The sequence below is a fragment of the Streptomyces sp. NPDC051183 genome (assembly GCF_040682455.1).
Lineage (GTDB): Bacteria > Actinomycetota > Actinomycetes > Streptomycetales > Streptomycetaceae > Streptomyces.
In genome coordinates, this window is sequence record NZ_JBFBBA010000021.1 from 16,725 (window position 1) to 30,668 (window position 13,944).

The window sequence follows — 13,944 nt, forward strand, 5'->3', positions numbered from 1 at the left end:
AGCCGACGCTGCTCGTCAGAGCGCTATGTCGTCATTGCGCGGATACTCTGAGAAGCGTGATCGAGTCTGGACGGCCACGGCCCCGTAGGCGCCGCGGCCGGGGAAGACTTGTGCGGCTGTCGCCGGTCATCCTGACCGTCGTCATCGCCAGCCTGGCCTACACCACCCCGCCGGAGATGGCCTTCAGCCGCCTCCTGCCCGCGGCGCCGGCGCTGGCCGCCTCCATGTGGCCGGTCCTCCCCACCGTCCTGCTCGGGACGGCCTGCCTCCTACTGATGATCGGCCTCAGCCTCGTCTTCCCCGATCTGGGGACGTGGTGGACGGCCGCGGGGATCATCGCGGTCACCGTGGCCGCCGCGTACGGAAGCCACGTACGGCTCCAGCGCGAGCGCACCCTCTTTCAGGTGAGGCTCGTCGCCGACGCGGCGCAGCAGGTGGTGCTGAGCCCCCTGCCACGCCGCATCGGCCGCATCGAGATCGAGTCGCTGTACGTCGCGGCCGCCGCGGAGGCCCGTATCGGCGGGGACTTCTACGAGGTGGTCGACACGCCGTACGGGGTCAGGCTCCTCATCGGTGACGTGCGGGGCAAAGGCCTGCCGGCCGTGGGGGCGGCCGCGGCGATCGTCAACGCCTTCCGGGAGGCGGCCTACGGCGAGACCGACATCGTCAACGTCGCACGCAGGCTGGATGCCAGCAGTACGCGTTACAACGCCGCGTTTCCCCCCGAGGGGCCGATGGAGCGCTTCGCCACTGCCCTTCTCGTCCAGATCCCGCACGAGGGCAGACGTATCGATGTCCTCAGCTGCGGGCACCCTCCGCCGCTGCTCCTGAACCGCGAGAGGCTCCGTGTCCTTGAGTCCGCCACCCCCTCACCGCTGCTCAGCCTCTCGGAGCTGATCGGTGATCAGTACAACGTCGACACCTTCGACTTCGCCCCCGACGACCTGCTCCTCCTCTACACGGACGGCATCGCCGAGGCCCGGGCCCGCGACGGCGAGTTCTTCCCGCTGGCGGACTGGATGCGTCGACAGCCCCCCACACCGCCCCGCGAACTGCTCACCGCTCTTCACCGCGATCTCCTGCGCTACAGCAGAGGGCGCCTTGACGACGACATCGCCGCCCTCGCCGTACGGCTGTGAGCCGAGGACTACGCGCGCCCGGAGCTGCGGGGGAGCAGCAACGCCGAGTCCGTGTGGACCGTGATGCGTACGGGCGTGAAGGCGGTGGCGTCCAGCGGCGAGTCTCCTGTGCCGGGAGGCCGGGCGTAGCGCGGATGGGCGCCTCCACTGATCTGCCAGCGGATGCGGTGACCTGCGGCGAAGCGATGGGCGGTGGCACTCATCCGCACCGTGACCTGCGAGGGCGCCGAGCCGGTCGTCCGAAGCCGGCCCAGCCCGTCGCAGACGTTGACGGAGCGGCCCTGCGGGTCCACGTCGCACAGACGGGTGAAGACATCGGCGTGTCCGGTGTCCGTGGAGACGCTCAGCCGTGCGGAGACGGGACCGAGGACGTCCACGGGCTCGGTCAGCGGTGGGCCGGTGAACGTCAGGACGTCGTCCCGGGCCTCCAGGATTCCGTTGTCCCGGGGGCCGGCGGTGCGGGAGAGCAGCGGGCCGCCGAGGGAGGGCGTGGGATCGGCCGGGTCGTAGCGGAACGCCGTCACGGGTGCGGAGTCCGTCGGGGCCTGCTGGGTGAGGTGCCCGCCGGGAACGGGGTACCACGGGACGGTGGCCGCGGCCGGCGGCCAGTCGTCGAGGTCCCGCCAGGCGTTTTCGCCGCCGATGTGCACACGCACCGCAGTGGGACGCGAGCCGGGGGGATCGGCGCACAAGTGGGTGCGCAGCCACGCGAGGCTCTCGGTGAATACCTCGGACCACCCTTGTTGCAGGGCGGAAGTGTGGGTCCAGGGACCGACGAGCAGGGAGGTCTCACATCCGGCCCGGCGCAGCCGTTCGTACTGCTCGAAGGTCTGGTCGGCCAGTGCGTCGTGCCATCCGGTGATCAGAGCCGTGGGCACGCGCAGCCGCTCTGCCGACTCCGCCGTCGACGCGCCGTGCCAGTAGGCGTCCTTGGGGTCCGGGTGTGCCATCACGTCGTTCAGCCAGGGCAGTTCGGCGCCGAAGGCCGACGCGTACGCCCCGCGCAGGGGCTGCGCCATGATGACGTGGCGCAGGCGGCGTTGCAGGCGCAGTGCCGCCCTGAGGAACGGTGCCATGCCCTGGTGCTGGTAGTTCATGCCCACGCCCACGGCGAGGGCGTTCTCCAGGCGCAGCGCACCGTCCGCGTGGAAGAGGGCGTACGGATCGTGCAGCCCTACTTGCACCACCATCGCCTTCAGTTCCGGCGGCGGGTCCGAAGCGAGGGCCCATTGCACGTAGCCCAGGTAACTGGGGCCGACGGTCCCCAGGGTTCCGTTGAACCAGGGCTGCTCGCGCAACCAGGACACCGTGGCCCGGCCGTCGGCGGCCTCGTTGCGCCACAGGTCGAACGCGCCCCCCGAGCCTCCGGTGCCGCGGCAGCTCTGCAGGACCACGTGGAAGCCCTGCTCGGCGAAGAGCAGGCCGTACTGGGGCGACCACGGCAGGCCTCGGCCGTAGGGGGAGCGGACCAGGAGGGTGGGGAAGTCGCCCTGGGCGCGCGGAAAGTAGTGGTCGGTGATCAACGGGCTGCCGTCGGCGGCCGGCACCACCAGCCCCGGCTCCCATCCGGCCTCGTGCCGTTTGGCCGGCAGGCCTCGCCAGGTCGCCCTCATCATCCGTGAGGACAGCGGCGGCTTTCCGGCGGGCGGGACCCAGGCCGGCCTGGCGGCGGTGTCGGGCATGCGTGATGGCATGGTGACCTCCTCTATTCTCGTACGATGTACGAGAATAGAGCATGCTTGGATGACCTTGGCAAGAGCCGCCTCGACAACCAGGGAAGGAGTGCGAGGCCGTGTCCAGTGACGGAAGCTCCGGTGCCGGGGGCGTCGATCCCGCACAGCTCTGGCTGCGTCCCACGGAGCCCCGCAGGGGCCGCAGGCCCTCCTTCAGCCGGGAGGCCATCACCGCGGCAGCCGTCGCTCTGGCCGACGCGGAAGGACTCGAAGTGGTCACCATGCGACGGGTGGCCGCCGAGGTCGGAGCGGGCGTCATGTCCCTCTACAGCTACGCCCCCGACAAGGAGACGCTGCTGGAACTGATGGTCGACCACGTCAGCGGCGAACTCACGGTCACGGACCCGCCGAGCGGCGACTGGCGTGCCGATCTCAAGACCGTGGCACATCTCCAGCGCGCCCACATGCTGCGCCACACCTGGCTGCCCGCCGCCCTGGCCACACGTCGCGTTCCGGGCCCCAACACACTGGCCTTCCTGGAACACGTACTCGCCGTCCTGCGGCCCACCGGGCTGGACGGCGCGGCGAAGCTTGAGGTCTTCGCACAGACCACCGCATTCGTGGCGGGGCACGTTGCCCATGAGATCGCGCAGGCAGCAGTCTCACGATCACCGGACCGGGGCGCAGCCGTGGCCCGCTACCTCGCCGCCGTCGCCGCCGACGGCCGCCACCCGGAACTCGCCGAAGCCCTGGCCGCCCCCGGACGCCTCCTCAGCCCCGAGGCCACCTTCACCCGGTTCCTCAACCGCCTGATCGACGGCCTCGACACCGACTGATGCCGCTCGGCGGCCCGTCGGTCTCTCGGGCAAACACAAAAGGCAAGGAGAGAGATCTCCTTGCCACTCTCAACTTATAGCGCACTGGGGGGCTTGCCGCAAGGCCCCGGGCGAGGTGCAGAATCGTCCCTCGTAGCGGGTATCGGGCAAGGATTAAGGACCGCAGTGACTGATCAGTACGTGCTGGAACTCCGAGACATCGATGCGCAGCAGGGCGCCCTCGTCGGCGGGAAGGCCGCGCATCTCGGCACGCTGTCGCGGATCGAAGGCATCCGCGTCCCGGAAGGCTTCTGCGTGACGACCGAAGCCTTCCGGCAGGCCGTGGTGCAAGCCCCGTCGCTCGACGACCAGCTCGATGACCTTTCGCGTGCGAACCCCGACGACCGCGAGGCGATCCGCACGCTCAGCGCGCAGATCCGCCGCACCATCGAGGAGATCGCCGTCCCCATCGATCTCGCGACGGCGATCAACCGCGGTCTCTCCCGGTTCGGAGGGGATGCCGCCTACGCCGTCCGGTCCAGCGCGACGGCGGAGGACCTGCCGACGGCCTCGTTCGCCGGGCAGCAGGACACGTACCTGAACGTCGTGGGGCCGGAGGAGATCCTGCGGCACGTCAGCCGTTGCTGGGCCTCGCTGTTCACCGAGCGGGCCGTGACCTACCGCCAGCGCAACGGCATCGACCACCGGACGGTCCACATGGCCGTGGTCGTACAGCGGATGGTCTTCCCGGACTCCTCCGGCATCCTGTTCACGGCCGATCCCGTCACGGGCCACCGCAAGGTCTCCACGGTGGACGCCGGATTCGGCCTCGGTGAGGCCCTGGTCTCGGGCCTGGTGAACCCGGACGTCTTCAAGGTGAGGGACGGCGAGGTCGTCGCCAGGACGATCGCCGCCAAGCACCTGGCCGTTCACGCCCTGCCGTCCGGCGGTACGCGCGAAGTGGCGATCGACGCGCAGCAGCAGGAGGAGCCGGCGCTGACCGATGCGCAGGCCGTGCGGCTCGCGCAGCTCGGGCGGCGGATCGAAGCGCACTTCGGCTGCCCGCAGGACATCGAGTGGTGCCTGGTCGGCGATGAGTTCCGGATCGTGCAGAGCCGGCCGATCACCACGCTGTTCCCCGTCCCCGTCGACGGCGGCGGTGGCGGCGACCTGGAGAACCGCGTCTACGTCTCCGTCGGCCACGGGCAGATGATGACCGACCCCATGAAGCCCCTGGGCTTCTCCATGTGGCAGCTCACAGCCATGGTCCCGATGCAGGAGGCCGGCGGGCGGCTGTTCGTCGACGTCACCCGGCGCCTGGCCGCGCCCGCGAGCCGCGCCGCCCTGCTGGACGCCATGGAGAAGGGCGATCCGCTGATCAAGGACGCTCTGCAGACCGTCCTCGACCGCGGCGATTTCGTACCGTCCCAGCCGGACCCCGTTCCCGGCAACAGCGGCGGTGGTGGTGCGCCTGACCCCATCGCCACCGATCCGGCCGTCGTCAGCGGGCTGATCGAGCGCAGCCGGGCCTCCATCTCCGCGCTGGAGCACGGCATCGGGGAGAGGAACGGGCCCGCGCTGTTCGAGTACCTCCTGCAAGAGGCGTTCGAGGAGCACCGGAAGGTCCTCAGCGATCCGCTGAGCATGCAGGCGATCATGGCGGGCATGGAGGCCACGTGGTGGCTCAACGACAAGCTGCTCGAATGGCTCGGCGAGAAGAACGCGGCTGACACGCTCACCCTGTCCGCCCCCGACAACATCACGTCGGAGATGGGACTGGCGCTGCTCGACGTCGCGGACGTGATCCGCCCGCTGACCGAGGTGGTGGTGTTCCTCCAGGACACCAGGGACCGGGAGGCAGACGGCGACGACTTCCTCGACGGACTGCCCAAGCTCCCGGGCGGCACCGAAGCGCGCGACGCCATCGAGGCGTACCTCGACCGCTACGGCGTGCGCTGCGTCGGCGAGATCGACATCACGAGGCCGCGCTGGCGCGAGCGCCCGGCCGCGCTCCTGCCCGCGATCCTCGACAACGTACGGAACTTCGCGCCGGGCGCCGCCGAGCAGCGTTTCGAGCAGGGCCGACAGAAGGCCCGACAGATGGAGCAGGACGTACTGTCGCGCCTCCGCGCCCTGCCCGACGGGGAACGGAAGGCCGCCGAGACGCAGGGCATGATCGACCGGGTCCGGACCTTCATCGGGTACCGGGAGTACCCGAAGTACGGCATCATCTCCCGCTACTTCCTCTACAAGCAGGCTCTGCTGAGGGAAGCCGGCCGCCTCGTGCGGGCCGGCGTCCTCTCCACCGCGGAGGACGCCTTCTACCTCACGTTCCAGGAACTCCACGACGCAGTGCGCTCGAACCAGGTGGACGCCCAGCTCGTCCAGCAGCGCAAGGAAGCGTTCCGCGCCTACCACGCGCTCACCCCGCCCCGGGTCCTCACCTCGGACGGCGAGGCGCTCACCGGGTCGTACCGGCGCGACGACGCCCCGGCCGGCGCCCTGATCGGCGTACCGGTCTCCGCGGGGACGGTCGAGGGGCGGGCCCGCGTGGTCCTCGACATCGCGCAGGCCGATCTCGAAGCGGGCGACATCCTGGTCACGCCGTTCACGGACCCCAGTTGGTCGCCGCTGTTCGTCGGAATCGCCGGCTTGGTGACGGAGGTGGGCGGTCTGATGACCCACGGAGCGGTGATCGCCCGCGAATACGGGCTGCCCGCCGTCGTGGGCGTGGACCGCGCCACCCACCTCATCCAGGACGGCCAGCGGATCCGCGTCCACGGAACCGACGGCTACATCGAGATCCTGTCCTGACGGTCGCCCGTTCCTGCGTGTGGAAATCGAGCTGCCCCGACCCGGGTGCCGATTCCGTCGGCGAACCCCACGGGGGTTCCGTCGACTTCCCCGGACCTGACGGCGGAGTAGAGCGGGCGAAGCGGACCCTGGACGAGTGGTCCGGGGTCCTGACCGGCGTTCAGTGTGGCGACGGTTTCGGGGTCAGGGCGTTGCCGACGGCGCAGCCGCCCTCTCCGGGCATCCTGTGGATGCGGGGCGGCACCCACACCTCGGTGGCGCCGGGGTCCACCCGGGCAAGAAGGCAGTCCTGCGGGTCGAAGCCGTTGCCCCTGACCGACAGGAGAACGCCGACCCGACCGCCGTCCGCCTTCACCTCGGTACGGATCGCCGGATCCAGGGCCAGGGCGGCGAGCGCACGGCGCACCTCGGCCTCGTCCACCTGTCCGCCCTCCGCTACCCGGGGCAGCTTCGCTCGGAGCTCCTCGTACGGCAGCCGGGGCGGTTCGGGTGGAGGGGCGAAGGTCATCGCAGGGCCATCGGGGCAGTCCACGCCACGGGGATCCGCACTCCACTCCGACTCGGGCGACACCTGCACCTTGAAGCAGCGCCGCACGACGACCTCTTCAGGGGCGAGCCAGCCCTTGTGCGCCGTGCCGGAGGTGCGGACGACCACGTCGACGCCGTCCCCGTCGTGGGTCGAGGTACCGGTCACCCGCAGTACCTCGACCCCGTCGATGCCGGAAGCGGAGCGTCCGACCTCCTCCGCCGTGCGCGGACGCTGGCCGTAGAGCCGCTCGCCCGCCTTCCTGGCCACCTCCCGTGCGTCGTCCGTCGCCTCGTCCTCGGCGGACTGCACCACCCCGCATCCGGCGGTGAACAGCAACAGCGGGGCGAGCAGCAGCAGTCGGCGCATGCGTCCAGCCTTCCGGCGCCGCGCGCGGCGGGCCACCGTTCAGGTACTCAGGCCGGGGTAGGTGATCGTACTCAGCCGGCGGGCGGGCTCGCCGGCCCACGCTGTGGCCGGCGGCCCTGGCCGGGGCCGCCGACCTGGACGTAGCCTTGTGCGGGTGACGAAGATCGTGACGTATGTCGAGATGACTGACCGAACCCAACTGGTTCCCGGTGATCCGGTCCCGGGCATGGTGCTCGTCGCCGTCGATGGGGACCTGTCGCTGGTTCCCGACCTGGTGGCGAGGATCGGTGCGCCGTACCGGTGGCGCAGCGCCCGCCGCAGCCCGCAGGAGTGGGAGGCGTGGTTCGTCGAGCACCCGGGCCGGACGTGCTGGCTGCTCACCGTGGCGGACGAGCCGGCGGGCGTGGTCTGTTACGACCTCCATCCGGACGCCGACGTCGAGATCAGGACGTTCGGGCTACTGCCGGAGTTCACCGGCAAGGGCCTCGGCGGCCACGCGCTGACGCTCGCGATCCGGAAGGGCTGGGAACTGGTGCCGGACGTGAGCCGGATATGGCTGCACACGTCGTCGGAAGACAACCCGAACGCGCTGCCCAACTACCAGCGCCGTGGGTTCCGTACGTTCAAGACCGAAGAATGCGGCTGATGAACCTGGTGGCAGTTGTCAGCTGTTCTCGGCCTGGAACATCCAGTGGTGCTTTTCGAGGTCCGCGGTGATGCCGATGATGAGGTCCTGGCTGACCGGGTCCGCGTCACCGGTTGCCTCGATGCGCTCCCGCATGCGCGTGATCACGGCGCCGAGCGCCTCCACCATGGTGCGTACCGCGTCCGCGTCCTTGACCCATCCTTCGGGCACCGCCCCGACGCCGCCGTTGCGTGCCACGGTCGCCGCGCGCCCGTCGGGAGGGACGCCGAGGGTCGCGGCCCGTTCGGCGACCGCGTCCGAGTGAAGGCGCGTCGTGTCGACGACCTCGTCGAGCTGCAGGTGTACGGAGCGGAAGCGCGGGCCGACCACGTTCCAGTGGATCTGCTTGGCCGCCAGGGTGAGGTTGACCAGGTCCTCCAGTGACCCCTGCAGGGCGTCGGCGACGGCCTTCAGGCCGGCCTCCGGCAGGGTGCTCTTGACTGTGTACATGCGACTCCTCCTGATTTCGGATTCAATATGACCCTAGATCCTGTCTAAATGCACCAGAAGGGGCGAAAGTCCTGCAATGGATGGGTCCTGCGGCGGCCTACGGTCGTAGTGTCGGACCTGCTCCCAAGGTGAGGACTTCTGATGCGCAGCGTGACCTACTCGATGGGTGTTTCACTGGACGGCTACATCGTCGGGCCGGACGGCAGCTTCGACTGGACGGACCCCGACCAGGAGGTCTTCCGCTTCTGGATCGACGAGATCCAACAGGTCGGCGTCCACCTGTTGGGGCGACGGCTGTACGAGACGATGCTGTACTGGGAGACCGCCGCCCAGGATCCATCGCTGGGCGCCCCCGAGCGCGAGTGGGCGGCGCTCTGGAACCCGCTTCCCAAGGTGGTGTTCTCCACCACGCTGTCGGCGGTGGAAGGCAACGCCCGCCTGCTCTCCGGCGGCCTGGCGGAGGAGATCGAGCGGCTGCGGGCCGAGCCGGGGGAGGGAGACATCGCGATCGGTGGCGCGACTCTCGCCGCAGAGGCGGCCGCGGCGGGTCTGATCGACGAGTACCAGGTCGTGGTCTACCCGGTACTGGTCGGCGGCGGCATTCCGTACTTTCCCCGGAGCGAGCGCCGGGCCGATCTCGAACTTGTCGAGACCCGCACCTTCAGCTCAGGAGTCGTCTACCTCCGCTACCGCGAGGCGCGCAAGCCCTGAGGAATGTGACGTAGGGTGATCACGCAGCGGTACCTCAGTGCCGCACCGCGAAGGGCGAACGACACCAGGGGACGGGACCCACGACGATGAAGCTCGGCGAAGCACTGGCGGAGCGCGCGGAGGCGGCTCGCCGCGTCGAACAACTTCGGGCCCGCATCGTGGCCAACGCCCGCCACCAAGAGGGCGAGACCCCCGCCGAGGACCCGGTCGGGCTGCTGGCCGAGGTCACCGAGACCCTCGACGCACTGGAGTCCCTGATCCGGCGCATCAACCGGACCAATGCCGCAGTCGACATGGGCGCCGACGGCACCCTCACCGACGCCCTCGCCCGCCGCGACACCCTGCGCCTGCGCCACTCCGTGCTCACCTCGGCTGCCGACGCCGCCGCGGGCGGCGGGGACCGCGGCTACGGCCGGCAGCTGCGTTCCGAGCTGATGGTGCTCCCCGCGCTGCCCGTCGCCGAGCTGCGTTCCCGCGCCGATGACGCCGCCCGCGAGATCCGCGAGATCGACGTACGCATCCAGCGCACCAACTGGGAGGCCGACCTGCTGGACTGAGACCCGCGGTGTGGAGCAGGTAGTTGCTCCGGAGGCGTGCACAACCGAGGGCCGGCGGTTACCGGCCCGGCTGGTGCGCGGAGAGCAGCGCGTCGGGTTCGAATCCCGAGACGACAGTGCAGCTCAGCAGCGTGACGAGTCACAGCGCATCGCGCACATTTCATCACCACGTGCAGATCCGGTCGTGACGAGGGCGGGTTCGGGGCATCCGCATCGCAGGACGGCGCCCGGGCCGGGAGTTCAAGCTCCCGGCCCGGGCGCCGTGTCGTACCCGGGCCGCGCGCGGCGGGGCCTAAACGGGGCAGGGGCGGTACTCGAGGCTGAGTTCGCGGTCGACGGCGTAACTGGTCCGCATCGACGCGTCGGTGACCTTCTGCCAGGAGCCGTACTTGACGTAGAGCTGGTCCGCGGTCGGCCCGAGCGGGTTGCCGTACTTGGCGATGTTCCGCTCCTCCAGGATCCGGACCTCCTCCGGGGTCATGCCGGCGCGAGTGATCTCCTTGGCCTGGTTGCGCATGTCGACCAGTTCCCTGGCGATCTCCTCGTCGGAGAACCCGGCCGCCCGCATGTCGGCTTCGGTCCGGTGCATGTCCTCGAGGAGGTCGTGGTAGCGCATCCGCGTGCGCTGGGCTTCGACCTTCTCCCCGTACGGCAGGACGCGGATGCGGCACACGACCGGATCGGTGCTGGGGCAGGGGTCGTCGGCGCTGACGGGCGGGGAGAGCGGGGCGGTGATGACGGAGCCGCAAGCCTCTGACGCGGAGGCCACGGAGGAGGCGGCGGTGGTCAACAGTGCGACGGCGGCCACGAACGCAAGCAAGCCACGGCGCAGCAACGGCGAGTGAGTGTGCATGTCGGCATCCTTGGCGGGCGCGAGGTGCTCCTGTGCGGGGACACACCGGTGATCACTCGTACGAGGAAGTCCTGCTCAACGTCCTTGTGTGCGCGAGGCGTTGACAAATGCGTCACCTGAGAGAAACCTGTGGCGCCATGACCGCATATCAGCAATCAGATCACTCAAAAACCAGAGATCATTGCGCAAAATCACGGCACCGGGGCGGCGGGTGGCTGCTGGCCGGACTGCTGGTCGCCGGTCTGATGGCCCTCGGCCTGGTGCCCGGCGCCTCCGCAGCCGCCGCGGGCGGCCCCAACCTCGCCCTGGGCAAGACGGTCACCGCGAGCGGCTCCCTCGGCGGGTACGCCGCCGCGGGAGCCACCGACGGCAATCAGGGCTCGTACTGGGAGAGCCTTTCGGGCGCCTTCCCGCAATGGATCCAGGTCGACCTCGGCAGCAGCGTCCCCGTGGACCAGGTGGTGCTGAAGCTGCCCGCCGCGTGGGAGACGCGTACCGAGACGCTGAGCGTCCAGGGCAGCACGGACGGGAACACCTTCAGCACGCTGTCGGCCTCCGCGGGGTGGGTGTTCGATCCGAGCCGGTCCAACACCGTGGCCATCGCCTTCGCCGCCAGGACCGTGCGTCAGGTGCGGCTGAGCATCAGCGGCAACACCGGCTGGCCGGCCGCCCAGATAGCGGAGTTCGAGGTCTACGGGGCCACCGGCGGTGGGGACCCGGGAGATCCCGGTGACCCGGGCACCCCGCCCCCGACCGGGGTGAACCTGGCCAAGGCCAAGCCCATCGAGGCCTCCTCCACCACCCAGTCGTTCGTCGCGTCCAACGCCAACGACGACAGCGTCACCAGCTACTGGGAAGCCGCCGGTCAGCAGTCCACGCTGACCGTGAAGCTCGGCTCCAACGCCGACGTCACCGGGGTGGTCCTCAAACTCAACCCGGATCCCGCCTGGTCCAACCGCACGCAGAGCTTCGAGATTCTGGGCCGCGAGCAGTCGGCGAGCGGCTTCACCTCCCTGAAGGCCCGCGCCGACTACGCCTTCAGCCCGGCCGGCAACCAGAACACCGCGACCGTCCCGGTCACCGGCCGAGTCGCCGACGTCCAGCTGAAGTTCTCCGGCAACACCGGGGCCGGCGGCGGCCAGGCAGCCGAATTCCAGGTCATCGGCGCCCCCGCCCCGAACCCCGACCTCACCGTCACCGACCTTTCCTGGTCCCCGGCGGCCCCGTCCGAGAGCGACGCCGTCACCGTCAACGCCACGGTCCGCAATGCCGGTACGGTCGCCTCCGCGGCCACCTCCGTCAACGTCAGCATCGAAGGCGCGGTCGCGGGCAGCGCCCCGGTCGGCGCCCTCGCCGCCGGCTCCTCGACCACCGTCCCCGTCTCCGCCGGCAAGCGCCCGAGGGGCAGCTACACCGTCTCGGCGGTCGTCGACCCGGCCGGCACCGTCGCCGAGCAGGACGAGACCAACAACAGCCGCACCGCTGCGGCGAGGCTCGTCGTCGGCCAGGCCCCCGGCCCCGACCTGGAAGCCCTCTCCATCACCACCGACCCGGCCAACCCCGCCGTCGGCGCACCGGTCTCCTTCACCGTGGCCGTACGCAACCGCGGCACCACCTCCGTGAGCGCGGGTACGGTCACCCGGCTCGTCGCGGGCGCCACCACCCTCAACGGCCCCACCCCGGCGATCGCGGCCGGAGCGACCGTCAACGTGCCGATCAACGGAACCTGGACGGCGGTCAGCGGCGGGGCCACCCTCACGGCCACCGCCGATGGGACCTCCCTCGTCACCGAAACCAACGAGAACAACAACAGCCACTCCCGCGCCGTGGTGGTCGGCCGGGGCGCGGCGCTCCCGTACACCGAGTACGAGGCGGAGGCCGGGACTTACACCGGAACCCTGCTGCAGAGCGACGCCAAGCGCACCTTCGGCCACACCAACTTCGCCACCGAGTCCTCGGGCCGCGAATCCGTCCGCCGGAACGGCCCTCGGAGCCGGTCCCGTCCTGCGCCGCGAGCAGGAGCCGGGCCAAGCCGTCGAAGCCGCGCCGGAGCGCGTGCTCGTACGCCGTGACCCCCTCGGAGTCGGCGAGCCGCGGGTCCGCGCCCGCGGCGAGCAGCAACCGGACGATCTCCTCGTGGCGGGAGCCGCCGTCGCCGAGGATGACCGCCTCCAGCAGTGCGGTCCAGCCGAGCCGGTTGACGTGGTCGACGTCGATGTCCGTCTCCGCCAGCACGGCCCGCACGTATCCGACGTGCCCGCGTTCGGCGGCCGGGATGAGGGAGACCCCGCCGAAGCGGTTGCGCTGCGTCAGATCGGGCCCGGCCGGGAGGAGGGACCGCATCATGGGAACGCTGCCGGTCACTCCGGTGACCAGCCAGGGGCTGTCCGCGCGGGCGTCGGCGGCATCGGGGTCGGCTCCGGCGGCAACCAGGACCTCGGCCACGGACACGTGCTCGCCGAGCACGGCGAGCAGCAGTGGCGTACGGAGGTCCTCGTCGCGGACCTCCCGAGCGGCGCCTGCGGCGAGCGCGGCGCGCACAGCGTCGCAGTCCCCGGCCTCGGCGGCATCGAGCAGCAGTCGGTCGTGTGGGTTCATGTCCCCATCGTGGTCCGGACCGGCCCGGCAGGCGGTCCGCCCGCCGTCTCTGCCTCCCCGCCCCGACCGGTCGACCCGCCCGTCAACCGTTCGGCTGATCCGAAGCGCCCCGGCATCCGCTACCGCGGCGGCGTGGCGCGACCGACCGGTCGGGCGTCGGCCGTGGCTGCCGGGCAAGGCGGCCCCTCCGGCGAGACAATGGCCGCCGCGACCCAGGGGCCGGAGATTTTCTGCTCGGGCACCGATGAGTTCCGCGGTGCCCGACCGTCTATCCCTGTGAAAGCCCCGAGAAGCCAAGCAGCCCCGGAAGGGTGAGGAACATGAAGTACATGATCCAGATGAACGTGCCCGCCGCCCAGTGGGACGCCATCATGTCGTCGTACTCCAAGGACGACATGGAGGCCATGTTCGCCCACATGAGCGCCCTCAACGACGACCTCACCTCCGCCGGAGAATGGGTGGACGGGCAGGGCCTCGGCGGCCCGTCGTCGGTGAAGACGGTGCGGGCCGGAAGCGACGGACGCCCCCAGGTGACCGACGGTCCGGGCCAGGAGGGCCACATCCTGGCCGGGTACTGGGTGGTCGACGTGAAGAGCGAGGCCCGTGCCGTGGAGATCGCCGCGCGGGCGTCGGCATGTCCCGGACCGGGTGGGAAGCCCGGCAATGACCCGGTCGAGGTGCACCTCATCTCCGAGGACCCGACGGAGGCCTGAGCCGGCCGTCCCGAGCATCGGACCACCGAGTACCCGGCGGC

At 70.6% G+C, this 13,944-nt stretch carries 11 protein-coding genes and 2 pseudogenes; 8 read left to right on the plus strand and 5 right to left on the minus strand.

Translation table 11 applies throughout. The features are described from left to right. Window positions 1-110: 110 nt before the first annotated feature. Complete coding sequence (locus AB0M99_RS19790) at window positions 111-1,139, plus strand: PP2C family protein-serine/threonine phosphatase (protein WP_365922078.1); 1,029 nt, start codon at window positions 111-113, stop codon at window positions 1,137-1,139. Window positions 1,140-1,147: 8 nt separating this feature from the next. Here the strand turns inward: AB0M99_RS19790 and AB0M99_RS19795 are convergent, their stop codons facing one another. Continuing rightward, window positions 1,148-2,752, minus strand: a complete 1,605-nt coding sequence (locus AB0M99_RS19795) for a CocE/NonD family hydrolase (RefSeq protein ID WP_365922261.1) — start codon at window positions 2,750-2,752, stop codon at window positions 1,148-1,150. A 179-nt stretch (window positions 2,753-2,931) separates the two neighbouring features. Here AB0M99_RS19795 and AB0M99_RS19800 point away from each other — a divergent pair, with 179 nt between their 5' ends. Together AB0M99_RS19800 and rph are read left to right on the plus strand one after the other, a co-directional pair. Next, complete coding sequence (locus AB0M99_RS19800; RefSeq protein WP_365922080.1) at window positions 2,932-3,648, plus strand: TetR/AcrR family transcriptional regulator C-terminal domain-containing protein; 717 nt, start codon at window positions 2,932-2,934, stop codon at window positions 3,646-3,648. Between the two features lie 165 nt (window positions 3,649-3,813). Further along, window positions 3,814-6,441: a rifamycin-inactivating phosphotransferase gene (rph, locus tag AB0M99_RS19805; RefSeq protein WP_365922082.1), complete on the plus strand. Its 2,628-nt coding sequence runs from the start codon at window positions 3,814-3,816 to the stop codon at window positions 6,439-6,441. A gap of 160 nt (window positions 6,442-6,601) precedes the next feature. Here rph and AB0M99_RS19810 read toward each other — a convergent pair whose 3' ends face one another. Further along, the gene (locus AB0M99_RS19810; protein ID WP_365922084.1) at window positions 6,602-7,336 is read right to left on the minus strand and encodes a translation initiation factor IF-2; all 735 of its coding nucleotides are present in this window, start codon (window positions 7,334-7,336) and stop codon (window positions 6,602-6,604) included. A gap of 154 nt (window positions 7,337-7,490) precedes the next feature. On the opposite strand from AB0M99_RS19810, the gene AB0M99_RS19815 reads away from it, so the two are divergent. Beyond that, the gene (locus tag AB0M99_RS19815) at window positions 7,491-7,982 is read left to right on the plus strand and encodes a GNAT family N-acetyltransferase (RefSeq protein WP_365922086.1); all 492 of its coding nucleotides are present in this window, start codon (window positions 7,491-7,493) and stop codon (window positions 7,980-7,982) included. 18 nt (window positions 7,983-8,000) lie between these two features. Here the strand turns inward: AB0M99_RS19815 and AB0M99_RS19820 are convergent, their stop codons facing one another. Beyond that, window positions 8,001-8,471, minus strand: coding sequence for a DNA starvation/stationary phase protection protein (locus tag AB0M99_RS19820; protein ID WP_365922088.1), 471 nt, complete (start codon window positions 8,469-8,471; stop codon window positions 8,001-8,003). 141 nt (window positions 8,472-8,612) lie between these two features. Here AB0M99_RS19820 and AB0M99_RS19825 point away from each other — a divergent pair, with 141 nt between their 5' ends. Together AB0M99_RS19825 and AB0M99_RS19830 are read left to right on the plus strand one after the other, a co-directional pair. Then, window positions 8,613-9,182 (plus strand): dihydrofolate reductase family protein, encoded by a 570-nt coding sequence (locus AB0M99_RS19825; protein ID WP_365922090.1) that lies wholly within the window; start codon window positions 8,613-8,615, stop codon window positions 9,180-9,182. An 86-nt stretch (window positions 9,183-9,268) separates the two neighbouring features. Further along, window positions 9,269-9,739 carry a DIP1984 family protein gene (locus AB0M99_RS19830; RefSeq protein WP_365922092.1) on the plus strand — a complete coding sequence of 157 codons (471 nt, stop codon included), beginning with the start codon at window positions 9,269-9,271 and terminating at the stop codon, window positions 9,737-9,739. Window positions 9,740-10,031: 292 nt separating this feature from the next. On the opposite strand, the gene AB0M99_RS19835 is transcribed toward AB0M99_RS19830, so the two are convergent. Continuing rightward, a complete protein-coding gene (locus AB0M99_RS19835) occupies window positions 10,032-10,592 on the minus strand; it encodes a hypothetical protein (RefSeq protein WP_365922094.1) in 561 nt (186 codons plus the stop codon). Between the two features lie 245 nt (window positions 10,593-10,837). Here AB0M99_RS19835 and AB0M99_RS19840 point away from each other — a divergent pair. Then, window positions 10,838-12,568, plus strand: a pseudogene (locus AB0M99_RS19840) (CARDB domain-containing protein); the annotation flags it as partial. A gap of 31 nt (window positions 12,569-12,599) precedes the next feature. Here the strand turns inward: AB0M99_RS19840 and AB0M99_RS19845 are convergent. After that, a pseudogene (locus AB0M99_RS19845) lies at window positions 12,600-13,190 on the minus strand (ankyrin repeat domain-containing protein); the annotation flags it as partial. 320 nt (window positions 13,191-13,510) lie between these two features. Here AB0M99_RS19845 and AB0M99_RS19850 point away from each other — a divergent pair. Continuing rightward, window positions 13,511-13,903, plus strand: coding sequence for a YciI family protein (locus AB0M99_RS19850; protein ID WP_365922096.1), 393 nt, complete (start codon window positions 13,511-13,513; stop codon window positions 13,901-13,903). Window positions 13,904-13,944 lie beyond the last annotated feature (41 nt).

Excerpts from the sequence above, each read along its gene's own strand:
- AB0M99_RS19830 (WP_365922092.1), top strand. The coding sequence starts at position 9,269 with ATGAAGCTCGGCGAAGCACTGGCGGAGCGCGCGGAGGCGGCTCGCCGC.
- AB0M99_RS19810 (WP_365922084.1), bottom strand. The coding sequence starts at position 7,336 with ATGCGCCGACTGCTGCTGCTCGCCCCGCTGTTGCTGTTCACCGCCGGA.
- AB0M99_RS19825 (WP_365922090.1), top strand. The coding sequence starts at position 8,613 with ATGCGCAGCGTGACCTACTCGATGGGTGTTTCACTGGACGGCTACATC.
- AB0M99_RS19835 (WP_365922094.1), bottom strand. The coding sequence starts at position 10,592 with ATGCACACTCACTCGCCGTTGCTGCGCCGTGGCTTGCTTGCGTTCGTG.
- AB0M99_RS19820 (WP_365922088.1), bottom strand. The coding sequence starts at position 8,471 with ATGTACACAGTCAAGAGCACCCTGCCGGAGGCCGGCCTGAAGGCCGTC.
- AB0M99_RS19850 (WP_365922096.1), top strand. The coding sequence starts at position 13,511 with ATGAAGTACATGATCCAGATGAACGTGCCCGCCGCCCAGTGGGACGCC.
- AB0M99_RS19795 (WP_365922261.1), bottom strand. The coding sequence starts at position 2,752 with ATGAGGGCGACCTGGCGAGGCCTGCCGGCCAAACGGCACGAGGCCGGA.